The 26,863-nt window shown below is 63.3% G+C and carries 24 protein-coding genes and 1 tRNA gene; 17 read left to right on the top strand and 8 right to left on the bottom strand.

Features of this window, described 5'->3' with window-relative positions; translation table 11 throughout:
- Position 1: 1 nt before the first annotated feature.
- Both ORS3428_RS26590 and ORS3428_RS26585 read right to left on the bottom strand, forming a co-directional pair.
- On the bottom strand, positions 2 to 1,141 hold the full coding sequence (locus ORS3428_RS26590; protein WP_071101254.1) for an ABC transporter permease: 1,140 nt from the start codon (positions 1,139 to 1,141) through the stop codon (positions 2 to 4).
- Complete coding sequence (locus tag ORS3428_RS26585; protein ID WP_071101253.1) at positions 1,138 to 2,670, bottom strand: ABC transporter ATP-binding protein; 1,533 nt, start codon at positions 2,668 to 2,670, stop codon at positions 1,138 to 1,140. Before ORS3428_RS26585 ends, ORS3428_RS26590 begins: the two co-directional genes overlap by 4 nt.
- A gap of 162 nt (positions 2,671 to 2,832) precedes the next feature.
- Between ORS3428_RS26585 and ORS3428_RS26580 the strand changes: the two genes are divergently transcribed.
- A complete protein-coding gene (locus ORS3428_RS26580) occupies positions 2,833 to 3,042 on the top strand; it encodes a SlyX family protein (protein ID WP_071101252.1) in 210 nt (69 codons plus the stop codon).
- Between the two features lie 55 nt (positions 3,043 to 3,097).
- Complete coding sequence (locus ORS3428_RS26575; RefSeq protein ID WP_071101251.1) at positions 3,098 to 3,499, top strand: hypothetical protein; 402 nt, start codon at positions 3,098 to 3,100, stop codon at positions 3,497 to 3,499.
- Positions 3,500 to 3,558: 59 nt separating this feature from the next.
- Here ORS3428_RS26575 and ORS3428_RS26570 read toward each other — a convergent pair whose 3' ends face one another.
- The 3 genes from ORS3428_RS26570 to ORS3428_RS26560 all read right to left on the bottom strand — a co-directional run bounded on the left by ORS3428_RS26570 (position 3,559) and on the right by ORS3428_RS26560 (position 5,929).
- Positions 3,559 to 4,548 carry a BMP family lipoprotein gene (locus ORS3428_RS26570; protein ID WP_071101250.1) on the bottom strand — a complete coding sequence of 330 codons (990 nt, stop codon included), beginning with the start codon at positions 4,546 to 4,548 and terminating at the stop codon, positions 3,559 to 3,561.
- 206 nt (positions 4,549 to 4,754) lie between these two features.
- Positions 4,755 to 5,075, bottom strand: a complete 321-nt coding sequence (locus tag ORS3428_RS26565) for a hypothetical protein (RefSeq protein ID WP_071101249.1) — start codon at positions 5,073 to 5,075, stop codon at positions 4,755 to 4,757.
- Between the two features lie 152 nt (positions 5,076 to 5,227).
- Positions 5,228 to 5,929 (bottom strand): hypothetical protein, encoded by a 702-nt coding sequence (locus ORS3428_RS26560; protein WP_071101248.1) that lies wholly within the window; start codon positions 5,927 to 5,929, stop codon positions 5,228 to 5,230.
- A 480-nt stretch (positions 5,930 to 6,409) separates the two neighbouring features.
- Here ORS3428_RS26560 and ORS3428_RS26555 point away from each other — a divergent pair.
- The 6 genes from ORS3428_RS26555 to ORS3428_RS26530 all read left to right on the top strand — a co-directional run bounded on the left by ORS3428_RS26555 (position 6,410) and on the right by ORS3428_RS26530 (position 12,732).
- Positions 6,410 to 6,499, top strand: a tRNA-Ser gene (locus tag ORS3428_RS26555).
- Between the two features lie 296 nt (positions 6,500 to 6,795).
- Positions 6,796 to 7,755, top strand: a complete 960-nt coding sequence (locus ORS3428_RS26550) for a dihydrodipicolinate synthase family protein (protein WP_071101247.1) — start codon at positions 6,796 to 6,798, stop codon at positions 7,753 to 7,755.
- 372 nt (positions 7,756 to 8,127) lie between these two features.
- Positions 8,128 to 9,012, top strand: coding sequence for a helix-turn-helix domain-containing protein (locus tag ORS3428_RS26545; RefSeq protein WP_071101246.1), 885 nt, complete (start codon positions 8,128 to 8,130; stop codon positions 9,010 to 9,012).
- A 178-nt stretch (positions 9,013 to 9,190) separates the two neighbouring features.
- On the top strand, positions 9,191 to 10,798 hold the full coding sequence (locus tag ORS3428_RS26540; RefSeq protein WP_071101245.1) for an FGGY-family carbohydrate kinase: 1,608 nt from the start codon (positions 9,191 to 9,193) through the stop codon (positions 10,796 to 10,798).
- A gap of 233 nt (positions 10,799 to 11,031) precedes the next feature.
- Complete coding sequence (locus ORS3428_RS26535; protein ID WP_071101244.1) at positions 11,032 to 11,469, top strand: hypothetical protein; 438 nt, start codon at positions 11,032 to 11,034, stop codon at positions 11,467 to 11,469.
- 72 nt (positions 11,470 to 11,541) lie between these two features.
- Positions 11,542 to 12,732, top strand: a complete 1,191-nt coding sequence (locus ORS3428_RS26530; protein WP_071101243.1) for an NADH-quinone oxidoreductase subunit D — start codon at positions 11,542 to 11,544, stop codon at positions 12,730 to 12,732.
- Positions 12,733 to 13,065: 333 nt separating this feature from the next.
- On the opposite strand, the gene ORS3428_RS26525 is transcribed toward ORS3428_RS26530, so the two are convergent.
- Both ORS3428_RS26525 and ORS3428_RS26520 read right to left on the bottom strand, forming a co-directional pair.
- Entirely contained in the window at positions 13,066 to 13,500 is a 435-nt protein-coding gene (locus ORS3428_RS26525; protein WP_071101242.1) for a hypothetical protein, read from the bottom strand.
- A 210-nt stretch (positions 13,501 to 13,710) separates the two neighbouring features.
- Positions 13,711 to 14,580: a class I SAM-dependent methyltransferase gene (locus ORS3428_RS26520; protein WP_274534827.1), complete on the bottom strand. Its 870-nt coding sequence runs from the start codon at positions 14,578 to 14,580 to the stop codon at positions 13,711 to 13,713.
- 312 nt (positions 14,581 to 14,892) lie between these two features.
- Here ORS3428_RS26520 and ORS3428_RS26515 point away from each other — a divergent pair, with 312 nt between their 5' ends.
- The 3 genes from ORS3428_RS26515 to ORS3428_RS26505 all read left to right on the top strand — a co-directional run bounded on the left by ORS3428_RS26515 (position 14,893) and on the right by ORS3428_RS26505 (position 19,365).
- Positions 14,893 to 15,483 carry a TetR/AcrR family transcriptional regulator gene (locus ORS3428_RS26515; RefSeq protein WP_071101240.1) on the top strand — a complete coding sequence of 197 codons (591 nt, stop codon included), beginning with the start codon at positions 14,893 to 14,895 and terminating at the stop codon, positions 15,481 to 15,483.
- Positions 15,484 to 15,562: 79 nt separating this feature from the next.
- Positions 15,563 to 16,450: a class I SAM-dependent methyltransferase gene (locus ORS3428_RS26510; RefSeq protein ID WP_244508113.1), complete on the top strand. Its 888-nt coding sequence runs from the start codon at positions 15,563 to 15,565 to the stop codon at positions 16,448 to 16,450.
- 287 nt (positions 16,451 to 16,737) lie between these two features.
- Positions 16,738 to 19,365 carry a bifunctional diguanylate cyclase/phosphodiesterase gene (locus ORS3428_RS26505; RefSeq protein ID WP_443136885.1) on the top strand — a complete coding sequence of 876 codons (2,628 nt, stop codon included), beginning with the start codon at positions 16,738 to 16,740 and terminating at the stop codon, positions 19,363 to 19,365.
- 39 nt (positions 19,366 to 19,404) lie between these two features.
- Here the strand turns inward: ORS3428_RS26505 and ORS3428_RS26500 are convergent, their stop codons facing one another.
- Positions 19,405 to 20,589 carry a Gfo/Idh/MocA family protein gene (locus tag ORS3428_RS26500; protein ID WP_071101238.1) on the bottom strand — a complete coding sequence of 395 codons (1,185 nt, stop codon included), beginning with the start codon at positions 20,587 to 20,589 and terminating at the stop codon, positions 19,405 to 19,407.
- A 453-nt stretch (positions 20,590 to 21,042) separates the two neighbouring features.
- Between ORS3428_RS26500 and ORS3428_RS26495 the strand changes: the two genes are divergently transcribed.
- The 6 genes from ORS3428_RS26495 to ORS3428_RS26470 all read left to right on the top strand — a co-directional run.
- Positions 21,043 to 21,927, top strand: a complete 885-nt coding sequence (locus tag ORS3428_RS26495) for a MurR/RpiR family transcriptional regulator (RefSeq protein WP_071101237.1) — start codon at positions 21,043 to 21,045, stop codon at positions 21,925 to 21,927.
- Positions 21,928 to 21,998: 71 nt separating this feature from the next.
- On the top strand, positions 21,999 to 22,781 hold the full coding sequence (locus ORS3428_RS26490) for an SDR family oxidoreductase (RefSeq protein WP_071101236.1): 783 nt from the start codon (positions 21,999 to 22,001) through the stop codon (positions 22,779 to 22,781).
- A complete protein-coding gene (locus ORS3428_RS26485) occupies positions 22,757 to 24,307 on the top strand; it encodes a mannitol dehydrogenase family protein (protein ID WP_071101235.1) in 1,551 nt (516 codons plus the stop codon). The genes ORS3428_RS26490 and ORS3428_RS26485 overlap by 25 nt, the downstream gene beginning before the upstream one ends.
- 20 nt (positions 24,308 to 24,327) lie before the next feature.
- Complete coding sequence (locus tag ORS3428_RS26480) at positions 24,328 to 25,242, top strand: sugar phosphate isomerase/epimerase family protein (protein WP_071101234.1); 915 nt, start codon at positions 24,328 to 24,330, stop codon at positions 25,240 to 25,242.
- Positions 25,243 to 25,328: 86 nt separating this feature from the next.
- Complete coding sequence (locus ORS3428_RS26475) at positions 25,329 to 26,363, top strand: ABC transporter substrate-binding protein (RefSeq protein WP_071101233.1); 1,035 nt, start codon at positions 25,329 to 25,331, stop codon at positions 26,361 to 26,363.
- 113 nt (positions 26,364 to 26,476) lie between these two features.
- Positions 26,477 to 26,863: ATP-binding cassette domain-containing protein (locus ORS3428_RS26470; RefSeq protein ID WP_131802957.1), on the top strand; the 387-nt coding region annotated here is incomplete at its 3' end.

Genomic DNA, 26,863 nt, shown 5'->3' with positions numbered 1-26,863 from the left:
CTCAGGCCCCCTTCCCCTTGACCGCCTCGATGCCGACCGCTTTCGGGCTGAACGAGGCGAACAGCGCCTGGATGTATGGCCTGAACATGTGCTCAAGCGCGCCGGCGAACAGGATCACCAGACCCTGGATGATGACGATCATGTCGCGGCTGATCGCCGGCATCTCGAAAGCAAGCTCGGCGCCTCCCTGGTAGAGCATGCCGAACAGGATCGCCGCCAGCACGATGCCCACGGGGTGCGAGCGTCCCATCAACGCCACCGCAATGCCGACGAAGCCGGCGCCGGAGACGAAGTCGAGCGCGACATTGTGCTGGTCGCCCATCACYGGGTTGAGCGCCATCATGCCGGCAAGCGCGCCGGAAATCACCATGGCGATCAGGATGATGCGAGTTTCCGAAATTCCGGCATAGCGCGCGGCCTTCGGGCTGTGGCCGTAGGTGCGCATCTCGTAGCCGAGCCGGGTGCGCCAGATCAGCAGCCAGACGAGGAAGGCCATGACCAGCGCCAGCAGGAAGCAGATGTTGAGCGGCGCCGAGCGGATCTTGGCGCCGAACAATTCGATAACCCAGTTGAGCTTCGGCAGCTCGGCGCCGGGCAGGAAGTTGCGCGTCTGCGGCGCCATCGAGCCAGCCGGCTTCAGCACGTCGACCAGCGCGTACACCATGACGCTGGCRGCGATGAAGTTGAACATGATGGTGGTGATGACGATGTGCGACCCGCGCTTGRCCTGCAGATAGGYCGGGATCAGCGCCCACAGCRCACCCATGCCCGCCGCGGCGATGATCGCCAGCGGGAAGGTCAGCCACCACGGGAAGATGCTGTCGAAGGCGAGGCAGACGACGCCGATGCCGAGGCCGGCTATGTAGCCCTGCCCCTCGCCGCCGATGTTGAAGAGTCCGCAATGGACGGCGACCGCCACCGAAAGCCCGCTGAAGATGAAGGTCGTGGCGTAGAACAGGGTGAAAGCAATGCCCGAGCCCCTGCCGAAGGCGCCCTCGACCAGGATGACGGCGGCGCGGAACGGGTTTTCGCCGACGAGCATGACGACGAAGCCGGCGACGATGAAGGCCACCGACAGATTGATCAGCGGGATCAGCCCGTAATCGGCCCAGGCCGGCAGCTTGGCGTAAGGCGTGCTCATTCAGCGGCCTCCTGGTGCTCGACGCCGGCCATCAGCAGGCCAAGCTCGCCCTCGGTCGCGTCCGGCCCGCGCTCGCCGACGATGCGGCCGGCAAACATCACCAGGATGCGGTCGGAGAGCGAACGGATTTCGTCGAGCTCGACCGACACCACCAGCACCGCCTTGCCCTGGTCGCGCATCGCGATCAGCCGCTTGTGGATGAACTCGATGGCGCCGACATCGACGCCGCGCGTCGGCTGGCCGACGATCAGCACGCCGGGATCCTGCTCCATCTCCCGCGCCAGCACGATCTTCTGCTGGTTGCCGCCGGAGAAATTGGCCGTCTTCAGGCGCGGATTGGTGGGACGGATGTCGTATTTCACGATCTTGTCCTTCGCGTCGGCCACGATGGCATCGACGTTGAGGAAGGGACCTTTCAAATAGCGCTCGTCGTCATGGTAACCGAGGATCGAATTCTCGTTCTCCTCGAAGGCGAGCACCAGCCCGACATGATGGCGGTCCTCCGGCACATGGGCCAGCCCCCGGTCGCGCAACTCACCGGGATCGGCCTTGCCGGTGAGGTCGACCGGCTTGCCTTCGAGCATGACCTCGCCCGAGACGGCATGCCGGATGCCGGAGATCGCCTCGAGCAGCTCCGACTGGCCGTTGCCGGCCACACCTGCGATGYCGACGATCTCGCCGCCGCGCACGTCGAAGGAGACGTCGTCGACCATGGTGACGCCGCGTGAATCCTTCACCGTCAGGTTCTTGACCGAGAGCTTGATCGCGCCGGCCTTCGACTCGCCCTTCTCGACCCGCAGCAGCACGCRCCGACCGACCATCAATTCGGCCAGTTCTCCGACCGTGGTTTCCTTCGTCACCCGGGTCGCCACCATCGTGCCCTGGCGCATGACCGAGACGGTGTCGGTGATGGCCATGATCTCGCGCAGCTTGTGGGTGATCAGCACCACCGTTTTTCCCTGCTCCTTCAATTGCTTGAGGATACGGAACAGGTGGTCGGCCTCGGCCGGCGTCAACACGCCCGTCGGCTCGTCGAGGATCAGGATCTCGGCGCCGCGATAGAGCGCCTTGAGAATTTCGACGCGCTGCTGCAGGCCGACCGGCAGTTCCTCGATGACGGCGTCGGGATCGACCTCGAGGCCGTATTCGCGCTCCAGCCGCTCGAGTTCCGAGCGCGCCTTGGCGATGCTGCTCTTCAAGAGCGCGTCATTTTCGGCGCCGAGGATGACGTTTTCGAGCACGGTGWAATTGTCGACCAGCATGAAATGCTGGTGCACCATGCCGATGCCGAGCGCGATCGCGTCGTTGGAGGTGTTGATTGACGCTGGCTTGCCGCCGACGCGGATTTCGCCGCTGTCGGCCTGGTAGAAGCCGTAGAGGATCGACATCAGCGTCGACTTGCCGGCGCCGTTCTCGCCGACAATGCCGTGGATGGTGCCGCGCGCCACTTCCAGGTTGATGTCGCGGTTGGCGCGCACGGCGCCAAAACTCTTGTTGATGCCTATAAGCTCGATTGCGGCTTGCGCCATGCAGCCTGTCCCACTCGTATTTTTTATCGCTTGGTCAAACGCCTAGCATGATGCCACGCCCGTGCCAATTGGGCCRGAATGCCATTCACTCTCGACAAATCCCCGCGCGCTTGTCAATTTCGAAGGTGGCCGAGCTTCACATTCACAGAGCCTGGATTTTGAATGACCATGCCTGACGACCGGCTGACAACACTGGAAATCCGCGCTGCCGAGCAGGAAAAGACCATCGAGGAACTGTCCGGCCAGATCGCCGAGCAGTGGAAGGTGATCGAGCGCCTGGAACGCAAGCTTGCCGCCCTTACCGACCGGTTCCTGGCGTTGGAAGAGCAGAGCGCTCCCGACGTGCCGGTGACCAAGCCGCCGCACTGGTGAGCGAACAGGGGGGTGCACGAGAAACGAGGGCCAGYGAGCATGGGGGAGAACCGTCATGGCCAATGAAGGTGACCGCATCGCAAGGGCCGGCGACTACGTGTTCGGCCTGATGGATGAGCGGGAGCGCGCCCGCGCCGAGCGCGACCTCCAGATCGATCCCGCCTTTCGCGACGCGGTGCTCAAGCTGGCCGAGCGCATGCGTGCGCTGGACACCGTGGGGCCGTCGGCGTCCGACGATCGCTGGAAATTTGTCCAGCGGCGGCTTGCCGAATTGCCGCAGATGCGGCTTGCCGGATTGAACGGGAGCGAGACGCAGCCGCCGCCCGTCGTAATCAACAAGATCGAGCGCAAGCCCTATGGCGTCGGCCTGCATTCCCTTGGCGGCAGGCTCGGCGTCGTCATCGCGCTCGCCCTGCTGGCGGCCTTTGCGCTGGGCTATCTCGCCGGTACGCTGTAAGCCAAAAAGAAACCGCCGGGTTTGGCCCGGCGGTCGCGATATCTTGCTTCAGCAGCCGATCAATAGGGGCACTTGTTGTCCGACGTGTAGTCGTGCACCTGAACCTTGCCGGCGATGATGTCGGCCTTGGCCTTTTCGACGGCGGCCTTCATCTCGTCGGTGACCAGAGCCTTGTTGTTGTCATCCATGGCGTAGTCGACGCCGCCTTCCTTGAGGCCGAGATTCTCGACGCCGCCCTTGAAGGTGCCGTTCTTGCCGTCCATGAAAGCGTTGTACACGGCAACGTCGAYGCGCTTCAGCATCGAGGTCAGCACCTTGCCCGGCTGCAGTCCGTTCTGGTTGGAATCGACGCCGATGCCAAGCTTGCCGGCATCCGCCGCAGCTTGCAGCACGCCGACGCCGGTGCCGCCGGCGGCGGCATAGACCACGTCGGAGCCCTGGTCGATCTGCGTCTTGGCGATCTCACCGCCCTTGGCCGGGTCGTTCCAGGCGGCCGGCGTGTCGCCGGTCATGTTCTGGATGACTTCGGTGGCGCCGGCCGACTTGGCGCCGCCGACATAGCCGCACTCGAACTTGCGGATCAGCGGGATGTCCATGCCGCCGACGAAGCTGACCTTCTTCGACTTCGACGCCATCGCCGCCATGATGCCGACGAGGTAGGAGCCTTCATTCTCCTTGAATACCAGCGAGCGAACATTGGGCAGGTCGACGGCATCGTCGATGATGGCGAAGTTCAGGTCGGTATATTCGGCCGCGACCTTCTTCAGCGCATCCTCCCAGGCGAAGCCGGCCATGACGATCGGATTACGGCCGTCCTCTGCGAAGCGGCGCAGCGCCTGCTCGCGCTGCGAGGCGTTGGAGACTTCGAATTCGACGTAGGCGATGCCGGTTTCTTTCTTGAACTTCTCGGCGCCGTGGTAGGCGGCCTCGTTGAAGGATTTGTCGAACTTGCCGCCCAGATCATAGAGGATGGCCGGCTGGACATCCGCGGCGAAGGCCGGAAGAACCATTGCGGTAGCGGCCAGGAGGCCGAGAACGATACGTTTCATGTGATCCACACCCTGTCGGTTATTTTTCCGTTGCACCGCCTGCCTGCCCGGTTCTCCGGCAGGCATGCGACGCCAGGCAGGAAAGTGTATTACCCCTCCCGCTCGCGGCCAATCTGGCACGGCCCGAAACAAAATTCACGTGGAATTTTGACCTGTTGGAAAAAGCGCCCGGCCCGACCGCTTTCGGGCCGAGCCAAGCGTCGCCGTCAGTTGGTCGGCGCGAATTGATGGCGCCGCCGCCGGTAGCCGATGGCGTAGAGCAGGAAGGCCAGCACGGCGAAAACCGCGAAACCCGGCTGGTTGAGCACCCAGGCGACGGCGCCGTCCCAGACCAGCGGATCGGCTTTGGCGCGCACATAGCTCTCGAAGGCCGCGCGGGTGTCGGGCGATACCGCCAGCCAGCTTGCGTTGAGCGGCGTCATGACGAGCGCCGAGGCCGCGACCGAGCGCGTGGTGTCGATCACCGCCATGATGACGGAAATCGACAATGAAACCATCGCCGCCAGCCGAAAGATGAAACGCACCATCCGACGCTCTCCCCGCGAAACGCTCCCGTCTGCCCGGAACCGACATAGAGCCTGCGCTATCGCCACGCAATCGCAACACGCGATTTTGCGCCGTCCTGTCTGTTTGCTTTCGCGCAATTCCGGGCGGAAATCCGCTTCGTACTGGAATTGCTTCAGGCCATTCTTGCCGCCTTGCGCCGGTTGACCCGCCAGATGGCGAAGATCCCRCCGGCGATCGCCCCGACGATCAGGCCTGCGAGGCCGATAAAGGCGGCGAAAAACCCGCAGGCGCCCTCGAAGCAGCTCATACGAGTGGCATCCGCGAACAGCGAGCCGGCGAAAAACCCGGCGCAGGCGCCGATGGCGCCGCCGAGGATGCTCCCGAGAAGCGCGGCAACGAGCGAGACCAGCAGCGGCGGGCGCGCGGTCTCAGGATTGGCATAGACCGTCTCAGCGCCGGCGCCGGGCCGCAACAAGTAGATGCAAAGCAACCCGACGGCGACTTCGGCCAGTGTGAAGCCCAGCGCTTCGGCCGAGAAGACGAAGTCGGACACCAGAAGCGTGTAGGCCTGGCGAACAATGAGCCACAAGATGATGGCGACCTGCCAGATCGTGTAGTGGCGCGGGAAACGCGCCGATCGGTTGAAGGCGAGGCCGAGCAGGTAAAGCCCCCACAAAATGGTGACGACGCCGCCGGCCAGCCCGCCATAGATCAGGAAGAGCACGCTTTCCGGCAGGTTGAAGTCGCCGATCAGTCGCCAGTTCGAGATGAGGCCGTAGGCGGACAGCCCCATGACGATGATCAGCCACGCCACTGGGATGAAGGAGAGCCCGCTGTCGGGCCGGACCGCGGGTTGCTGGTTGATCGATGACATGTCAGGACGATGCCCCTCGCAAAGCCCAAAGCAATTCCAGGAAACGTGCGTAGCGGTTTTCCGTCCGGAATTGCGAAAAGAAAAAACCACGCAATTCCAGGAAAAGTGCGCAGCGGTTTTTCCGCCCGGAATTGCGCGGAAGCAAACATTTCGGGCAGTCGACAGGCGGCCAGGGCCGAAGTCAAGCGCGGGCAGCGGCGGCGGCCGGCCTGTGCACATCATTCGACTGAACAGCCTCCCCATGCGAACGCAGCATTCCGACCGTCCACGGCAAAAGCCTCTGCAATGTCATTATGGCTTGGCATTCGCCTTGGGATCGACTAGATGAGCCCCGCGCCTGTTTTGCCTAGACGGCTAGAGGTGCCGGGAAGGGGGTTGTCTGCCGGTTGAAGGCACCCCAAATAGTGCGATGAGCCTTCCCGAGGGAGATGCATCTTCCCAACCCGCGCGGCGAAACCGGCCGGCGCGAGATGCAAGGACGGAGAGGTGGCCGAGTGGTTGAAGGCGCACGCCTGGAAAGTGTGTTTACGGGAAACCGTAACGCGGGTTCGAATCCCGCTCTCTCCGCCAGTCATTCCAATTAAACCAGCAAAAGCAATGCGTTAACGGAATGCGGCGCTCAATCCGCGTTTCTGCCCACCAAATCCGCGTTTCTGCCCACCATTCATTTCAGCCTGGATATGCCGTGACGCGTCGTCGTTACGCGGCGACAACCGACGATCGCATGGAACATGCCGCCATAGGCGACCGCAAGCACTCCCGCGCCCTCCGACCTTGCTCCTGTCGACCTCGACTATCCGCTTGGCAAGCGATGCTTCTCCGGCACAAACTGACCAATCTGATCGCGAGCCCCAGGGAGAACCAAAATGACCGCCAATGTCTTTTCCGGCTGCATGCCGGCGCTGATGACGCCTTGCACAGATGATCGCCTTCCCGACTTCGACGCACTGGTGCGCAAAGGACGCGAGCTGATCGCCGCCGGAATGTCGGCGGTCGTCTATTGCGGCTCGATGGGTGACTGGCCGCTGTTGACCGACGCGCAGCGCATGGAGGGCGTCGAGCGCCTGGTCAAGGCTGGGGTGCCGGTGATCGTGGGAACCGGCGCGGTCAATACCGCGAGTGCCGTGGCCCACGCCGCGCATGCCCAAAAGGTCGGCGCACGCGGTCTGATGGTGATCCCGCGCGTACTGTCGCGCGGGCCGTCGGTCACGGCGCAACGCCACCACTTCAAGGCAATTCTGGCGGCCGCCCCCGGCCTGCCGGCGGTCATCTACAACAGCCCTTATTACGGCTTTGCCACACGCGCCGATCTCTTCTTCGCGCTGCGCGCCGAACATCCGAACCTGGTCGGCTTCAAGGAATTCGGCGGCCTGTCCGATTTGCGCTACGCGGCGGAAAACATCACCAGCCGCGATGACGAGGTTGCCCTGATGATCGGCGTCGACACCGCCGTTCTCCACGGATTCGTCAATTGCGGCGCCTCCGGCGCCATCACCGGCATCGGCAATGTCCTGCCGAAGGAAGTGCTGCATCTCGTGAGTCTCAGCCAGGCAGCGGCACGAGGCGACGCCGAAGCACGCCGGCTGGCGCAGGAGCTGGATGCCGCGCTTGCTGTGCTGTCCTCCTTCGACGAAGGTCCCGACTTGGTGCTTTATTTCAAGCACATGATGGTGCTCAAGGGTAACCCTGAATACAGACTGCACTTCAACGAGACTGATGCGCTGAGCGACAGTCAGCGCGGCTATGCCGAGGCGCAGCTCAAGCTCTTCGACGCCTGGTACGCCCAGTGGTCAAGGCAGCCCGCAATGGCGAGATACGCGGCCTGACCGGCCGGTATGGCGGCGGCAGCGTCCCGAACCATTGACGCTGCCTTCGCCATCAAGTCGGAGCTGACTTGTCCTRCTGGGCTACAAGCAAGCCCTCGAAAGTACTCTCGAAGAACCCTGGCCATCTCGGCGGGACGATGATCCTGCTTGCGATCGCCGTCGATGGCTTTCCGCATCAGAAGCGGAGCACGGCGTCGTTTGAGCGCACGGTTCAATGAAGGCTCAGTGTGGTCAAAAAAGTACCAATGAGGGGACGGGAACATGGTGGCGCCGGTTTTATCGGCTCAGTAGTTTGGATGGCATGAGGCCGATGGGAGGTGGCGCATCGACGAGGTGATCGCGCAAAAAGGCTTCGATAGTGGAGGAACAGCGATGAAACCTGATCTCGAGGTTGTGCAGATCAGGCCAGGCGAATCTTTCACCGCCTGGTCGCACGGCTATCCGTTCCGCACGGTGCGCTGGCATTTCCATCCGGAATACGAGCTGCATCTCATCGTCGCCACGCGCGGCCGCTATTTCGTCGGCGACTTCATCGGCGAGTTCGAGCCGGGCAATCTGGTGCTGACCGGYCCCAACCTGCCGCACAACTGGGTGAGCGATGTGCCGAAGGATGCGACGGTGCCGCTGCGCTGCCGCATCATCCAGTTCCACGAGGGCTTCATCGAGGGCGCCATCAACACCTTTCCCGAGCTCGCGGCGCTGACGCCTGTGCTCGAGGCCTCACGCCGCGGCGTGCTGTTCAGCCGGCAGACCAGCCGGCAGCTTGGCCCGCTGATGGAAGAGATCATGAATTCGCAAGGCGTGCGCCGCATCGAGCTGTTCATGATGATGATGGGTCTGCTGAGCCGCGCCGAGGGCGCGCGCATGCTTGCCAGCGCAAGCTACCTGCCCGACCCCTCGGGCTATATGTCGGCCGGCATCAACAAGGCGCTTGCCTATCTGCGCGAGAACCTGACGCAGCCCTTCAGCGAGACGGATCTGGCCGACATAGCCGGCCAGTCGCCCAGCGTCTTTTCCCGCTCCTTCCGCCAGCACACCGGCATGACCCTGGTGCAGTATGTGAAGCGGCTGCGCATCAACCTGGCCTGCCAGATGCTGATGAGCGACGAGCAGGCCTCGATCACCAGCATCTGCTTCGAGGTCGGCTACAACACCCTTTCCAACTTCAACAGGCAGTTCCTCGCCGAAAAGGGCATGACGCCCTCGCATTTCCGGCGGCTGACATTGCACAACATCAACCTGGCGAAAGCGGCTTAGCCAGCCTGACACCAAAGACAACGGAAGACGATGGCCGAGGGCAAGCAGCCGGTCGAGGTGGCCGAAGCCGTCATGTTCATGCTGACGAGGCGCGCAACATCACCATTCGCGACCTTGTCACCCTGCCGCAAAGCAATGACCTATAGAATCGGATCGATCGGGCGGAGCATCTGACGTCATGAGCAGCCATTTCATCGGCATCGATATCGGAACGGGGAGCGCTCGCGCCGGCGTCTTCGACGAACAGGGCGCGCTGCTTGCTTCCGCCAAGGCGGACATCGCCATCTGGCACGCCGAGGGCCATATCGTCGAGCAGTCGAGCAACGACATCTGGCGCGCCGTTGCGGCCACCGTCCGCGAAGCCGTCTCGCTCGCCGGCATTTCGGCCGGATCGGTGYGGGGCATCGGCTTCGACGCGACCTGCTCGCTGGTTGTTCTGGGAGCAGGCGGCGCGCCGCTGACGGTCAGCCCGTCGGGCGATCCCGAGCRCAACATCATCGTCTGGATGGACCATCGCGCCACCGARCAGGCACGCCGCATCAACGACAGCGGCGAGGATGTGCTGCGCTATGTCGGCGGCACCATCTCGCCGGAAATGGAAACGCCGAAATTGCTGTGGCTCGCCGAAAMCATGCCGCGGACTTTCGCTGACGCCTGGCAGTTTATGGACCTTGCCGATTTTCTCACCTGGAGGGCGACCGGCAGCCTCGCACGCTCGACCTGCACCGTGACCTGCAAATGGACCTATCTCGCGCATGAGGCAAGCTGGGACGACGCCTATTTCCGTCGGGTCGGACTGGGCACACTCGCGGATGAGAATTTCGCACGGATCGGTACCGAGATCGTCGCGCCCGGGAGCGCTCTCTCCCACGGCCTGACGAACGAGGCGGCGGCCGAGCTTGGCCTCCTGCCCGGAACGCCGGTCGCCGCCGGCATGATCGATGCCCATGCCGGCGGCATCGGCTCGGTCGGAGCGCGCGGTGGCGCCGGCGACGTGACGACGCGCATGGCCTATGTCTTCGGCACCTCCGCCTGCACCATGACGACGACCGCGGAGGCGGCCTTCGTGCCTGGCGTGTGGGGCCCCTATTTCTCCGCCATGGTGCCGGGCCTCTGGCTGAACGAAGGCGGCCAGTCGGCTGCCGGTGCCGCCATCGATCGCCTGGTCGGCATGCACCCGGCGGCCGTCGAGCTTGCCGGCATCGCGGCGCGAAACGGCCAGAGCCTCAGCCAGTGGCTGGCGCAGGAGGCTGAACGGCGCGGCGGCGCCCCAAGCGCGGACAGGCTGGTCGGCGGCCTGCACGTCGTTCCCGAATTCCTCGGCAATCGTGCTCCGCTCGCCAATCCCGACGCGCGCGGGCTGATTGCCGGGCTCGACATGGCGACCGGCCCTGACAGCCTCGTCGCGCTCTATCTCGCCGGCGTCTGCGGCCTTGGCTATGGCGCCCGGCAGATCCTGGAGGCCATGCGCGCCTGCGGCATCAGGATCGACACCATCGCCATCAGCGGCGGCGCGGGTCAAAGTCCGCTGGTGCGTCAGCTGATCGCCGACACGACCGGCAAGCTGGTCTACGCGCCGACATCTCCGGAACCGGTGCTGCTCGGCTCGGCGATGCTCGGCGCCGTCGCCGCCGGCCGCCATCCCGATCTTCCCGCGGCCATGTCGGCCATGTCGGAGATGGGCGAGGTCTATTCGCCCAACCGCTCGCTTGCCGCCTGGCACGACAGGCGCTTTGCGGCCTTCGAAAGCCTGCAGGCCGCAGCGCTGTCGGTGCTGGCCGTCTGAGGCCTATTGACGGTGGATGGCGGCTGCGAACGGCCAGGGTAATTCCAGGGAAAGCGTAAAGCCATTTCCGTCCGGAATTGCCGTCAAAACAAAGGAATAGACCCGTTCTGCGTTTCCGTGAACCGGTGAACCGCTCTATGCCGTCTCTGCCGCCGACTTGCCATTGCTCGGCGGGAACCATCGACGGGCAGATGGGTTGTGTCGTCAGACTTCGAGACAAGGAAGGAAAGACGATGCGGACATTGACGATGGTCCTCACGCTTTCAGCCCTGACCCTGGCGCAGCCTGTCTGCGCCCAGCGCGCCGCTCCGCAGCCGCCGCAGGCCTTGCCRCCGGCTGGGCAGCCGCAACCACCGTCTGCGCAACCCCTGCCGCCGTCCGGGCAAGCCCAACCTGACCAGRCACAACCCGATCAGCAGAATTCTGGTCAGAAATTCACCAATATCGTGCTGGTGGCGATCGAGGATCTTCCCGCTGAAGWGAAGGCGCAGGCGGAAGCCGTGGTCACCAGGACGACCGCCAAGGACCTGGCCAAGCTGCAGAACTCGATCGATGCCTCGCCGGAGGCGGTATCGGTCCTGCGCGCGAATGGACTGAATTCCTCGCAAGTCGTCGCCGCCAACATCGACGGCAACGGCACGCTGACGCTGATCATCCAGACGACGACATGATCGGCGCTGCCGAGCGCGGCTGACCGGACCGGCACCGGCCAACACGAAACCAGATTCCGCGGAGCGCCGGCCATGGCCGAAACCGCAGTCCGTAATTTCACGCTCAACTTCGGACCGCAACACCCGTCGGCGCACGGCGTGCTCAGGCTGGTGCTGGAGCTGGACGGCGAGATCGTCGACCGCGCCGATCCGCATATCGGCCTGCTCCATCGCGGCACCGAGAAGCTGATCGAATACAAGAACTATCTTCAGGCCCTGCCCTATTTCGACCGGCTCGACTATGTGGCGCCGATGAACCAGGAGCATGCCTTCTGCCTCGCCGCCGAGAGGCTGCTCGAAATCTCGGTTCCGCGGCGCGGGCAGCTCATCCGCGTCCTGTTTTGCGAGATCGGCCGTCTGTTGTCGCATCTGCTCAACGTCACCACGCAGGCCATGGATATCGGCGCGCTGACGCCGCCGCTCTGGGGCTTTGCCGAGCGCGAGAAGCYGATGGTCTTCTATGAGCGCGCGTCCGGCGCCCGCATGCACGCCAACTATTTCCGCGTCGGCGGCGTGCATCAGGATCTGCCCGAGCAGTTGCTCGACGACATCTGGAACTTTTGCGATCCGTTCCTGAAGGTCTGCGACAACCTGGAGGACCTGCTGACCGACAGCCGCATCTTCAAGCAGCGTAACGTCGATGTCGGCGTGATCTCTCTTGACGATGCCTGGGCATGGGGTTTCTCCGGCCCCATGGTGCGCGGCTCGGGCGCGGCATGGGACCTGCGCAAGGCGCAGCCTTATGRGTGTTACCCCGAGATGGATTTCGACATTCCTGTCGGCAAGCACGGCGATTGTTACGACCGCTATCTCGTGCGCATGGAGGAGATGCGGCAATCGGTGCGGATCATGAGGCAGTGCCTGGACAAGCTGCGCTCGCCCGATGGCGCAGGACCATTCGCCGTGGCCAACCAGAAGATCACACCGCCGCCGCGCGCCACCATGAAGCGCTCCATGGAGGCGACAATCCAGCATTTCAAGCTCTATACCGAAGGGCACCGCGTACCGCCTGGTGAGGTCTACGCCGCGGTGGAAGCTCCCAAAGGGGAATTCGGCGTCTACCTCGTCTCGGACGGCAGCAATGTTCCGTACCGCTGCAAGATACGCGCACCCTCTTTCGCCCATCTCCAGGCGATGGACTATCTGTCGCGCGGGCACATGATCGCCGACGTCGCGGCCATCATAGGCTCGCTGGACATCGTCTTTGGCGAGATCGACCGCTAATGCATGTCGCCCAAAGGTGTGCAGCGGTTTGGGGAACGACAGGCGACGCGCCTTTAGGGCATCTTGCCGGTAAGTGGAACCACTTGGCGTCGGATAAGTACGGCTAGGACAAACAGATAGAGCGGGATGCCGACGTCGATTAACTGCATCTCGCTCTAGCTATATTCGTACGAAAAACAACGCGTTGGAGTCTGCCAAACGCTGAACGGCCTCTGGTGGCGCGCGGCTGCCAAGCCTCGCGCGGCCGCGGGGCGGGGGGAGCGGATAACTCCCTCGCCCCGGGCAAGATCTTCCATTGAGCCTGCCGCAGTTGCGTGAACCGCGGCAATCGGCTCAATGCATGAACACCGCTTTCAGCCAGGCAAGGATGCCTGAGCCGGGAGAGATCGCCGCACGGACGCGGGACGCCGCCCAGCGGGCCGGCAGATTGGCGCCGACATGGCAATGGCAGACGACCTCATGCAGCTGCCAGTCGCTGAGCTCGAAGAAGCGCTTTGCTTCGCCGTAAGTGTCGTCCTGCAAACCTTGCGCACGAAAGATCGGGTCTTCGAAAGCGACAGTGATTGGCGATCCGGCGGAACGCATTCTTTCGCGCACTTCTGGAGTGGCGTATTCGGTGCCCGCAAGCGCCGAGAGGCGCCGGCTGGGATTTTGCTCGAGAAGTTGCGCCCAGCGTTCGAGGCGCTGGCCTCGACTGGAGATGAGAACCGCTGCTTCAGCATTTACGTCGGCAACGGCATTGAGTTGATCAACGGTTTGGTACTTCAAGGCCGCCTCCTATGTCGGCAGTTGACCACCCGCCCCGCAACGGAACTAAGGCGCTGCATGACGCCGGCAAGAGCGAAATGGGTAACGGGAAATCATTTGATCGTCATTCATGCCCGGCGCCGCCGAAACGCAGCGGCATGTGACGTGGAACCATCCCTACGTGTGGTCGTTCTGACAGCCTCAGCCGCCAATCAGGCGCTCGCGGGAGCGCTACGGGTGCGGCTGTCGCTCCACCATGGTTGGCCAGGCAGGATGCTCGGTTGTCGGAACGCTCCGTTCACGCCGACGCCTTGCCGGCACACCGAGCGGAAGGAAGATCAGTTGATGGCCATTCTCCCCAACCCCGATCCGACGCCCAATCCAGTCCCCACGCCGCCGCCGTTTCCCGACCCGAAGCCGATGCGCGAGCCGGATCCGGAAAGGTTGCCGGACGAGGAGCCCGTCCCCAACCCCGACGAGAATGATGTGCCGCCCAAGCACTCGGGAGCGAGCCTTGTTCCACGTTGATCCGGACAGGTCGGGTGCCTGCGCCAGGAAATGCAGGCCGAGCCAGTTGAGCGGGCCGCCTTCGATGCGCTCGAAGCCCGCTGCCGCCAGTGGTTTACTAAGGGCGTGCAGGTCGAACTGGCCGTGCAAGCCGTGCTTTGCCGACATGTGTCTGCGCTCGCCCACAGGGCCAGCATAGTCGATCAGCAGCAGCCGTCCGCCCGGCGGCAGGACGCGCGCTGCCTCGCGCAGGCAAAGGCTGCGCCGCGCCTCCGGCACCATATGCAGCACAGTGGTGAAAGTGACGACGTCGAAGCGCCCGTCCTCGAACGGCAGTTCGRCCGCGTCGGCATGGTGAAACGTGATGTCGAGGCCCGCGCGGCCGGCTTTGTGGCGAGCGGCGGCAAGCATCTTTTCGGAGACGTYGACGCCAACCACCGACCCGCCAGGCTGCACGCGGCGCCAGGCTRCAATCGCCTGCGTGCCGGTGCCACACCCGACGTCCAGCAGCTGAAAGCCCGGTGCCAGACCGGCCAGATTGAGCAGATCCTCGCGATAGGCCCGGTCCCGCCCGCGGGTCAGCATGAGGACCAGGAGGTCATAGAGGCGCGGGAAGCCGATGCCCTTGTTCGCGTCGGGGCCGATCGCAGCCCCGGCGGTGCGCGCTTCGCATATGGTGCATGTTCGTCACATCCTTTCTTCGAAAGCGCCGGATCCTCAACGGCGCAGKCCAGCAAACGCCGGCTGGTAAGGCTTCGAAACAGTCAGTATGATAATGGACACTCTGTCCGGGATTTCGACAGACGATGCAGCTGGAATGTCCGTTAGCGGACAATCCGCGCCTGTCGTCCTGGAAAAGGTACCGGTGCTCTCCAGCAGCGTGGAGGGGCAAAGGAGAACTGACCCATGCCGCGCGGGATCGATCGACGAGCCGCCCGTACGCGCAAAGCGCTTCACCAGGCGCTTCTGACGCTCATGCTGCGAAAGGGCTACGAGGCCCTCTCTGTGCAGGACATCATCGATGAAGCCGATGTCGGCCGCTCGACATTCTATGCTCATTACACCGGCAAGGAGGATCTGCTGCRAAGCGGCTTCCAGCTGCTTCGGGAAGAGCTAAGAGAGGCGCAATCCGCGGCGCCCGCGACAGCGGGAGCATCACACGACGATCCGCTCGGTTTCAGCACGGCCATGTTCGAGCATGCGGCCCGCTACGCCGACCACTACCGGACGATGATCGGCGGGCGAGGCGGCGCGGTGACCGAGAACGAAATTCGCCTGATCCTGTCGGAGATGGTGCGGCAGGAACTGCCCCCTGCCCTCCACGGCGACGCCATACCACGCGACTTCGCCGTGCAATTCATCGTCAGTGCTTTCCTTACCACGCTGAACTGGTGGTTCGAACGAAAGCCTGGGCTGCCTCCGTCGCAGGTCGACGCGATGTTCCGGAGCCTGGTGCTCGACGGGCTTTCACCCTTGATCAGCGACAAGCGCCGCTGATCCTGTTCGTTTTGCTGCAGGGCCTTGGGATTGACGCGCACGCCAGCTGGCTGCAATCTGCATTAACCAGCTGTTTACCTTGCCGCGGCTGAGATCGGGGGGCGGTTTGGAACCGTTCATAGACGCGAATCTCCTGAATTGGGACGATCGGGCGGAACTGCACGCGACCGATAGAACCGGYAGCTATCGCATCGAGAATGTGCTGGCCGGCGGATCCAATCTCTATGAGCTGGAAACGCGCGAGATCGGAGACATATTCGGGAAGGATATCGTCCATCTGCAATGCCACATCGGGCTCGACACGATCAGCCTCAGGAACCTCGGCGCGGGCAGCGTGACCGGCCTGGACTTTTCACCAAGGGCGATCGCCGCAGCGCGGGATTTCGCGTCCAAGGCAGGTAGCGACGTTCGCTTCGTGGAAGCGCCTCTTTACGAGGCTGTCGAAGCGCTGGACCGGACCTTTGACATCGTCTACGTCACCTGGGGGTCGGTCAACTGGCTTGACGATGTCTTCCGCTGGGCGCGGGTGGTCGCCGATCTTCTGYGGCCCGGCGGCCGGCTCTATATGGCCGAGGGCCATCCCCTGATGTYCCAGTGCAATCGCAAGGCTGCGGCGCTCGAGTTGAAGGACGATTGGCGGACGCCGATAGYGCGACCGCTGGTTTGGAATGAGGATCTGACCTATACTGGCGATGAGCGCACCTTGAAGCATCCGCGTTACTATGAATGGATTCATCCGATCAGCGAYGTGGTGAATGCCCTGATCGGAGCGGGGCTGACGCTCGATTTTCTCAACGAGCACGACACGGTTTCCTGGAAGCACTTTTCATTCTCGGTCAGGGTCGGCAAGGACATGTATGGCCTGCCCGAAAACGCCCCCAAGATCCCGCTGGCTTATTCAATTGGCGCGACCAAGCGTGGTGTTGGGACGTACCGGATCATCCCGAAGAAGGTTGATAGCCACTAATGCATGTCGCCCAAAGGCGCGCAGCGGTTTTGGGGAAACGACATGCATCAAAACAAAGACTAGCGGGCCGCCTGAATACGTTCAGCGGGACGCGTTTTAGTTTCGCCGTGTGGCGAATTCTGGTGCGATCCTCCACGGAACAGTGTCCGGAGGCGCAAATTTTAGCGACTATGAAGGCTAAAATTAAGTTATTGCGAACTAATATCCCCTGATCAGGCTCGGTTGGAGAACCTGAAAAGCACTGGGAAGTCGCCCTATTGGCTCTCTTCGCCAACAGGTTCGGCCGCATAAAGGGGGCCGTTTTTTCACCCGCAAAAATTCCTGCGGCGATCGCGGTCGCGGTCATTGCGGTTTGCGCAGTATTCGCGGATCATCAGAACAAGATCGTCTCGGACCAGGCTGCTCGCGCGGACGTCCTGGCCAAGGTCAACGTCATTCGCGCCAAGCTTGAAGGGAACATAAACGGCAACCTGCAATTGGCGCGAGGGCTGGTAGCAGCGGTCACGACCGAGCYTTATATGGGAGAGCAACGGTTCGCAGAGCTTGCCAGCCGCCTGTTCAACGAAGAGTCCCAACTTCGCAACATTGCCGGCGCACCTGACCTCGTGATTTCCTTGATGTATCCGATAGCCGGCAACGAGAAGGCGATCGGCCTCGACTACCGCAAGAACGACCAGCAGCGTGACGCTGCCTTGCGTGCGCGTGATGAGCGCAAGCTCATTCTGGCCGGCCCGGTCGATCTGCAGCAGGGCGGACAGGCCTTCATCGGCCGATTTCCGGTATTCGTAAAGAGCGCGGGCAACACCGACCGGTTCTGGGGAATTGTTTCCGCAGTCGTCGACGTAGAGCGCCTCTACCGAGCGAGCGGACTTCTCGACAAAAATCTCGGGATAGACGTCGCGCTGATCGGCAATGACGCCCTCGGTGCAAAGGGGAGCCAGTTCTTCGGTGACGAACGGGTCGTTAAAAGCAATCCGGTGACGGTCGACGTTCTTGTCCCGTCAGGTTCCTGGCAGATCGCGGCGATCCCCAAAGGCGGTTGGCCGAGCACTCCTGCCAATGCCTGGCTGTTGCGAGCTGTCATGACATCGGCGGCTGCGCTGATCTTGGTCCCTTTCCTGATGGCCGGCCGCCTCGTTGATGAAAGGCAACGAAACTACTGGGAACTGGAGCGACTGTCGCGTCGCCTGGAGCTTGCGCTGGAAGCATCGGCAATTGGGGTCTGGGAGCACGACCTCGAAACCAACGACCTTACGTGGGACGATCGGGTCAACGAGATTTACGGCAAGCAGGCCGATGGCAAGCCACGCGGTTATTGGGATTGGGCGGGAGCAATCCATCCAGCCGATTTGCCAGGCGCGCTCGCGGATTTCGACAAAGCGGCCGCTGTTGGTGGACCATATTCGTCGGAGTACCGAATTGTTCGACCGAATGGAGAGATACGTCATGTCCGATCCAAGGCGATCTTCTATCAGGCCGCAAACAATTCACCTCGTATGGTTGGCGCAGAATGGGACGTCACAGCGGACGTTTTGCTGAACGCGGATCTGGTTCGCGCGCGGCAACTGGCTGAGTCGAAAAATGCGGAACTCGAGTCTGCCAAAGCGCGCATAGAGCATGTCGCATTTCACGACCCGCTGACTGATTTGCCCAATAGGCGTTACCTGGACCAGGTACTGGACGATTACGCGGCAAAGGCCAGGATGAACAGCGGCTGTGCCGCATTGCTTCATATCGACTTGGACCGCTTCAAGCACATCAACGATACGCTCGGCCACGCGGCAGGCGATGCTATGCTGGTGYATGCGGCATCCGTTCTCCGATCCAATGTCGGCGATCAAGGTTTTGTCGCACGGGTCGGGGGAGACGAATTCGTCGTGCTCTGCACGGTAAGCGACGATGCTGGCCAAGCGGCGGTGCTCGCTGACCGCATTATCGAACAGATGCGCAGGCCCGTCTATTACCACGGTCACGAGTGCCGCTTTGGCGTCAGCGTCGGAATTGCAGTCGATGATGGCAGGGATGCCGATGCCAGACAGTTGCTCGTAAACGCCGATATCGCCCTCTACCGGGCAAAGAGCCGCGGCCGCAACCGGCGTGAATTCTTCAGCGGCGAGTTGCAAAGCGAAATCGTCAACTCGAAGAGAATTGCCGACGAAATTCTAACCGGCCTGGAGCAAAACCAGTTTATCGTATGTTACCAGCCTCAATTTAATGCCAGGACCCGGGAAATTGTGGGAGTTGAGGCGCTGGCGCGATGGAGACACCCAGAGAAAGGCATTCTGACACCCGACGCCTTCCTGAAGACCGCCGAAGAGGTGAACGTCGTCTCGATAATAGACCAGAAAGTCCTCCAGCAATCGCTTTTGGATTTCGAGGCGTGGTCTGCAGAGAAGATTGGYATTCCACGCGTTTCCGTCAACGTTTCAGCGCGGCGCCTTCAAGACGAGGAACTCATAAAGAGTTTGCGAACTTTGGACATCAGGAAGGGAACGTTCTCTTTTGAACTCGTCGAGTCGATCTTCCTGGACGACAACGACGACCTGGTCACATGGAATGTTGAGCAGATCAAGCAACTCGGCATCGACATCGAAATCGACGATTTTGGCACCGGCTATGCTTCAATCGTCAGTCTGCTCAAATTGCAGCCTCGCCGACTGAAGATAGATCGCCAGCTGGTTAATCCAATCTTGGATTCGCCCCAGCGAAGACAGATCGTCTCGTCGWTCATCGAAATCGGCAAATCCCTCGGCATCGAGATCGTAGCGGAGGGCGTCGAGACGATGGAGCACGCACGTGTGCTTAAAGCGCTTGGCTGCGACATTTTGCAAGGCTACGCTTTCGGGCATGTCTTGGATTCGGATGGGCTGAGAAGATTTGTTCGATCTCGTCGTGGATTGTCCGTGGCCGGCTAACTCTTATTCGAATTCTGCCGCCCCAAGGCTTGCATGACCTCACCCGAACCGCGCCGGCGTCCACGCACCGCCGGCGGCGTTCGACTCCACCGCCGCCGCGACGAACTTGACGCCGCGCGCGCCGTCGACCACATCGGGCACTAGCGCCACGCGCGCGGCATCGGCCGTGCCGCCCGAACGATGCGCGCGGATGATGTCGGCGGCGTCGCGGTAGAAATTGGCGAAGGCCTCGATATAGCCTTCTGGGTGCGCGGCCGGCATGCGCGAGACGCGCCGGGCTTCCGCCGTCGATCCGTGGCCGCCGCGCACCAGCGTGCGCGTCTCCTCGCCATAGGGCGAGAAGCGCAATTCCTCCGGCCGCGTGCCCGACCATTCGAGGCCTGCTTTCTCGCCATAGATCCGCACCGAAAGATCGTTGTAGTGGCCGGGCGAGGTCTGGCTGGCGAGGATCGTGCCGCGCGCGCCGCCCGTCCAGCGCACCAGCACATGCGCATTGTCGTCGAGCCGCCGTCCCGGCACCGCGGTGAAGAGGTCCGCCGAGACCGCCTCGGCCTCGAAGCCGGAAATGAAGCTCGCCAGGTTGAAGGCGTGCACGCCGATGTCGGCAAGCACCGCCGACTGCCCGGCCCGCGCCGGATCGGTGCGCCATTCGGCCTGCTTCTGGCCTTGCGCGTCGATCGGCTGCGTCAGCCAGTCCTGGATATAGGCGCCGTGCACGCACACGATCCGGCCGATCACGCCCGCCGCCACCATCTCGCGCGCCTGCCGCACCATGGCGTAGCCGGTATTGTTGAGCGTGACGACGAAGCGGCGCTGCTTCGCTCTTGTCAGCGCGACCAGCGCTTCGGCCTCGGCAAGCGTCGTTGCCAGCGGCTTGTCGCAGATGACGTCGATGCCCGCCTCGAGGAAGGCGGTCGCGATCGGCGCATGAAGATGGTTGGGCGTGACGATGACGACCGCCTCGATGCCGTCGGGCCGCGCCGCTTCGGCTTTGGCCATGGCACGATAGTCGGCGTAGGAGCGCTCCGGCGCGATGCCGATCTCCGCGGCCGAGGCCGCGGCATTTTCAGGGTCCGAGGAGAGCGCGCCTGCCACAAGCGCAATCTGGTCGTCGAGCCGCATCGCAAGGCGATGCACGGCGCCGATGAAGGCGTTGCGGCCGCCTCCGACCATGCCGACCGACAAGCGTTTGCGCGCGGTTGCGTCAGCAGTTGCATAGACCATGGTTCGATTCCTCCCGGGTGGCTGTCATTGGCAGCGCAGGACTATAGGGAGCTCCCAGCCGATTTCGAACAGCTTTTCCAAATTTTGTTTTGTAAAACGATCGTGCCGCAATAGCCTTGTGCGAGAACAGTGGAGGAGCTGTGTAATGGAAGCAGGACAATTGCTTCGGGTTTTGGGTTCGCGCTCGTTTCCTGACGTTGGCGCCGCCCCTCACCTGCCTGCCGGCATCCTCTCCCCGTATAGTGACGGGGAGAGGGTCGCTCTCGTCGCCGGTTTCGCCAATCAGCAGTGTCGCAAGAAGGGCGCCGAGGCTCCGGCCAGCCCCCTTCTCCCCGTCACTATACGGGGAGAAGGTGCCGGCAGGCGGATGAGGGGCGGCGCCGATTTCGACAATTGGCAATCTCCACAGCAAGTGCGGATCGCCCCATCCGCGCCTCAAACCCGGCCCACCTCATGAGCGGCGCGCGAACTTCACCCGGCGAGAGCGCTCCCCGCAAACAGGGCCGCTCGCTGGCAGCGCTTGGCTACACCAAGCCGCAGACCTATGAGGAACTGCGCGCCGTGCTCTCTTCCGGCACCGTGCATTTTCCGAAGCGGCTGCGCCAGGTCGCCATCTTCCTGTGGCAGCATCCGAGCGACGTGGCGCTGGGCACCATCGCCCAGGTGGCCGACCAGGCCGGCGTGCAGCCCTCGACCCTGGTGCGCTTCGCGCAGATCTTCGGCTATGCCGGCTTTTCCGATTTCCAGGCCCTGTTCAAGGAGCACATGAAAGGCTCTTGGCCGGAGGGCCGCGGACAAGGTAGCCAGGAAAAGGCGGCCGAGCCCAACGCCGACCTGCATTTCCTGAACGGCATGGTCGGCGCCTCGCAGGCCTCGCTCAGCCGCATCGGCAACCGCTTCGACATCGACAGCTTCGAGAAGATGATCGATCATCTGGCGGCGGCCGAGCTCATCTATGTCATCGGCAGCAAGCGCGCCTTTCCCGTCACCACCTATCTCTCGCTGACGCTGTCGCAGCAGGGCGTGCGCAATGTGCTGGTCGACAATGTCGGCTCGACGGCGCTCGACCAGGTCGGCTGCATAACGCCGCGCGATGCGGTGCTGGCCGTCTCCTTCAGCCCCTACAATTCGATCACACCCGATCTCGTCGCCGTCGCGCATGAGCGCAAGGCACGCATCGTCACCGTCACCGACAGCACCTTCTCRCCGCTGGTGGAACTCTCCGACACCTGGCTGGAGGTGGTCGAGTCCGACTTCGCCGGCTTCCGCTCGCTTGCCGCCTCGCTCGCGGTCGGCATGGCTTTGGTCCACGGCGTGGTCGCCCGCCGGACAGGCTGACGGACGCGATTGACTACCGGGAATTGTCGTTCCATATTTGAAAAAATAGAAACCTTGTTCCAGGAGGAGGAATGGAGGTTCGTCTCGACGGCAAGGTGGTGCTGGTCACCGGCGCGACGCAAGGCATCGGCCGCGCGATCGCGGAGGTCGCAGCGCATTCGGGAGCCGAAGGCCTCCTGATCACCGGACGCGACGAGAAGCGCGGCGACGCCGTCGCCGCGGAACTGACCGCTGACGGCACACCAACCGCCTTTGCCGCCGCCGACCTTGGCGATCCCGGGGCTCCGGCAATCCTCGCCCGAGCCTGCATCGACCGCTTCGGCCGCATCGACGGCCTCGTCAACGCCGCCGGCCTTACCGACCGCGCCTCCTTCGTCGATGCCGACCTGGACGACTGGGCATCGCTGTTTGCCGTCAATGCGCGCGCGCCCTTCTTCCTCATGCAGGCGGCCATCGCCGACATGAAAAGGCGCAGCCAGGGCGGCGCCATCGTGAACATCCTGTCGATCAACGCGCATTGCGGCGCGCCGGAGCTTGCCGTCTATTCCGCCACCAAGGGCGCCTTGGCGACGCTCACCAGGAACGCCGCCAACGCGCATCGCTTCGACCGCATCCGCGTCAACGGCATCAATGTCGGCTGGACCGACACGCCAGCGGAACGGGTCATGCAGGCCGAGACGCTCGGCCAGGGCCCAGGCTGGCTCGACGCCGCCAATGCAGCGCAGCCCTTCGGCCGGCTGTTCTCGGTGAGCGACATCGCAAATCTCGCTACCTTCCTGCTCTCCGACGCCGCCGGGCCGATGACCGGCGCGCTGATCGACCAGGAACAATGGGTGATCGGAGCGAACCGGTGAGCGCTTCCGAAAGTCTCGGCCCCGCTTTGCTCGGCCGCCTGCCGCCCACGGTCCGCAAACCGGCTTACGACCGCGCCGCGCTGCGACCGGGGATCGCGCATATCGGCGTCGGCGCGTTCCATCGTTGCCACCAGGCCGAATACACCGATGACCTTCTGGCGAGCCATTTCGACCGCTGGGGGCTGGTCGGCATCAACATCCGCCCACCTGAGCTTGGCCGGACGCTCGGCAGCCAGGGCGGGCTTTACACCCGGCTGATCCGTCAGGATGACGAGGTCGAAGCGCGCGTCATCGGCAGCATCGTGCGCGTCGTCGACAGCCAGGACAGYGCCGCCCCGGCGCTCGAAGTGCTCACCTCGCCCGACATCGAGATGGTCACCATGACGGTGACGGAGAAAGGCTATTGCCACATCCCGTCGAGCGGYGCGCTCGACCTCGACAATCCAGACATCGACCACGATCTCGCCAACCCTGAGGTGCCGCGCAGCGTGCCGGGCATCCTGGCAAGGGCGCTGGAACTGCGCATGGCCTCGCATGGCCGGCCGGTGACGCTGCTTTCCTGCGACAACATTCCGACCAACGGCATCATCCTTCGAAACGTCGTGGAGGCGATCGCCGAGCGTCGTGGCAACGGGTTGGCCGACTGGATCGCCGCCAATGTCGCCTTCCCCTGCGCCATGGTCGACCGCATCGCGCCGGCAACGAGCCAGGCCGATTTCGACACTGTTGAAGCGCGCTTCGGCTACCGCGACAGTGCCGTGGTCGTCGGCGAGCGCTTCCGGCAATGGGTGATCGAAGACCRCTTCGCCGGCCGCGCGCCGGGCTGGGACCTTGTCGGCGCCACCTTCGTCGACGACGTCACCGCCTTCGAGCACCTCAAGATGCGGGTGCTCAATGGCGCGCAGACGACGCTTTGCTACCTCGGTGTGCTCGGCGGCTTCGAGCACACTTTCGAGGCAATCGCCGATCCGCTTCTGGCAAATTTCATCCGCCGCATGCTGACGGAAGAGACATTGCCGACGCTGACGCCGGTGCCGGGCATCTCGCCATCAGCCTATGTCGAGCAGAGCCTTTCGCGCCTCGCCAACGCGGCGATCCGCCATCGCAATCACCAGATTGCTACCGACGGCTCGCAGAAGATCGTGCAGCGCCTGCTCAACCCGATCCGCGACCGCCTGGCCCGTGGCGAGAACATCGCGCTCCTGACGGTGCCCGTCGCCGGCTGGATGGCCTACCTGATCAAGGCCTCATCGCGTTTCGGCCGCGCCTGGCAGGTGTCCGATCCCTTTGCCGWCAAGATCGCGGCAATCGCCAATCGCATCGGCGCGGACAGCAAGGCACTCGCCGATGCGATTCTTGCCATCGACGCGGTCTTCGATCCGCCTTTAGCCGCCAGTGCCACATTGCGGGCGCATGTCATCGCTGGCCTCGACGGTCTGCTTTCGGGCGATCCGATGGGGTTTGTCAGACAAGTCTGTGCTGGGCCAACAGATGCGCGGTTGATGCAGCCGGCGCGATCTGCATAGTTAGGAACAGGGAGGGGATCATGAGGCTTGGACTGCTCACCGCGCCGTTTCCGGATACGCCGCTCGGCGAGGTTGCCGACTGGGCGCGCTCTGCCGGCTTCGAGGCGCTGGAGATCRCCTGCTGGCCGAAGGCTTCGGGCGCCAGCCGGCGCTATGCCGGCACCAGCCATATCGACGCCGCAGGCACCTCCGCCRCGCAAGCCAAGGACATCGCCGCCGCGCTTGCCGGCAAGGGCCTGACCATTTCCGGCCTCGGCTTCTATCCCAATCCCCTGCACCCGGATCAGGCGCACCGCGAGGCGGTGATCGACCACCTCAAGAAGGWGATCGTGCTGGCAAGCCGGATGGGTGTGTCGCTCGTCAACACCTTCTGCGGCGGCGATGCCTCGAAGACCATCGATGCCAACTGGGAAGATGCGCTGAAGGTCTGGCCCACGATCATCGCCCATGCGCGCGACCACGGCGTGAAGCTCGCCTTCGAAAACTGCCCGATGATCTTCAGCTACGACGAATGGCCGSGCGGGCACAACATCGCCTACTCGCCCTATATCTGGCGCCGCATCCTCGAAGCCTGGGGCGGCGACGTCGGCATGAATTTCGATCCCTCGCATCTCGTCTGGCAGATGATCGACAAGGAACGCTTCATCCGCGAGTTCGGGCAGCACATGCTGCATGTCCATGCCAAGGACCTGATGATTGATCATGATGGTTTGTACGAGCGCGGAATTCTCTCTGCCGGCATAGGCTGGCAGGTGCCGCGCATGCCGGGGCTGGGCGACATCAACTGGAGCACGATTTTTTCGGGCCTGTATCGGGCCGGATATGACGGGCCGGTCATCATCGAGCATGAGGACAGGCGCTTCGAAGGGAGCGACGAAAAGGTGAAGCGCGGATTCCTGCTTGCCCGCGACGTGCTGCGCCCCTTCGTCAAGTGACCGGGCAAACTGCTTGGTTCCGGTGGYATCGAACCCCGGAACTGCGACTGAACTGCAACTGACAGTCAATGTGGAGGAGTATTGAAATGAAGAAATACCTGAACATGGCCCCGCTACTTGCCGGTGCCGCCCTGCTAGCCTCGGTGGGCGTTTCGTCCGCCGCGGGCAAATACACGATCGGCATTTCCAACAGCGTGCAGGGCAATGGCTGGCGCGAGGAGATGATCTGCGCCATGAAGGCGCAGGCGCTCGCTTCCGGCGAGGTGGCGAAGCTCAACATCGCGCACCGCAACACCGACGCCGCCGGCCAGCTCGAGGATATCCGCAACCTGATCAGCGCCAAGGTCGACGCCATCGTCGTCAACCCGGCCGATCCGGCCGGCATCAAGGCGGGCCTGGAAGAAGCGACCAAGGCCGGCATCGTCGTCGTCGCCGTCGATCAGGYAGTGACGGAGCCGTCCGCCTACATCATCTCCAACAATCAGGAAGAATATGCCTATCTTGGCGCCAAGTGGCTGTTCCAGCAAATGGGCGGCAAGGGCGAGGTGCTCTACATGCGCGGCGCCGCCGGCGCCTCGGCCGACAGCGACCGCGACAAGGGCTTCAAGAAGGCGCTGGGTGAGTTCCCCGATGTGAAGGTCGCGCAGGAGGTCTTCACCGGCTGGCAGCAGGATCAGGGCAAGCAGCAGATACTCTCCTTCCTCGCCACGGGAGCGCCGATCAACGGTATCTGGACCTCCGGCATCGACAACGTCATCGTCGATGCTCTTGTCGAGCAACAGGCGCCGATGGTGCCTGTGGTCGGCGCCGACAATGCCGGCTTCGTCGGCCAGCTGAACTCGGTCAAGGGTCTGGTCGGCGCAGCCGTCACCAATCCCGGCTCGATCGGCGGCGCCGGCATCACGCTGGCGCTGCAGATCCTCGACGGCAAGAAGCCGGCTGAGCATACCGTTCTGGTCCAGCCCCAGCTGTGGCAAAACGCCACCGAAGAAGGCAAGGCCAAGCTGAAGTCAGCGGCCGACCCGTCGCTCAGCCCCGAATGGCCGGTCTCGATCTCCATCCCGGACTGGACCACCTACACCAAGGACCAGATCGTCGCCTGCAAGGGCCCGGGTGAATAATCGCCCAATCGAGTCGAACGCCRCAGGTTCCGCAAAAGTGTCCCACGGTTTTGCGACAAGAACCTGCGGCAAGTAAAATCGCGAGGACGGCAGGTATCAACCTGCCGTCCTCGATGCTTGAGCCCGGAACGCCCGTTTTGACGACGAACGAACCATCGAAGACTCCATTGCTGGACGCCACCGGCGTGGCGAAGAATTACGGCGCGGTGGCAGCGCTGCGCAACGCCTCGTTGTCGGTGCTGCCGGGCGAGGTCCATGCCCTGATGGGCGCCAACGGTGCCGGCAAGTCGACGCTGGTGAAGATCCTGACCGGCGCCATCCCGGCGGATGCCGGCCGCATCCTGATCCGCGGCAAAGCCCGCGACGTSCGCTCGCCGGCCGCCGCGCGCCGCGCCGGYCTGCTGCCCGTTTATCAGGAACCGGCGCTGATCCCCGATCTCGATGTGCTTTCCAATCTGCGCCTCACCGGCACGCCGGTCGAGCCTTTCCGCGCCTGGGTG

It is taken from the genome of Mesorhizobium sp. ORS 3428, from assembly GCF_001854785.1.
GTDB lineage: Bacteria > Pseudomonadota > Alphaproteobacteria > Rhizobiales > Rhizobiaceae > Mesorhizobium.
The sequence above is the reverse complement of the archived record's forward strand: the minus strand, read 5'-3'. Positions and strand labels throughout refer to the sequence as shown.

Coding starts and splice junctions, on each gene's coding strand:
- ORS3428_RS26580 (WP_071101252.1), top strand. CDS start 2,833: ATGACCATGCCTGACGACCGGCTGACAACACTGGAAATCCGCGCTGCC.
- ORS3428_RS26575 (WP_071101251.1), top strand. CDS start 3,098: ATGGCCAATGAAGGTGACCGCATCGCAAGGGCCGGCGACTACGTGTTC.
- ORS3428_RS26565 (WP_071101249.1), bottom strand. CDS start 5,075: ATGGTGCGTTTCATCTTTCGGCTGGCGGCGATGGTTTCATTGTCGATT.
- ORS3428_RS26550 (WP_071101247.1), top strand. CDS start 6,796: ATGACCGCCAATGTCTTTTCCGGCTGCATGCCGGCGCTGATGACGCCT.
- ORS3428_RS26500 (WP_071101238.1), bottom strand. CDS start 20,589: ATGGTCTATGCAACTGCTGACGCAACCGCGCGCAAACGCTTGTCGGTC.
- ORS3428_RS26490 (WP_071101236.1), top strand. CDS start 21,999: ATGGAGGTTCGTCTCGACGGCAAGGTGGTGCTGGTCACCGGCGCGACG.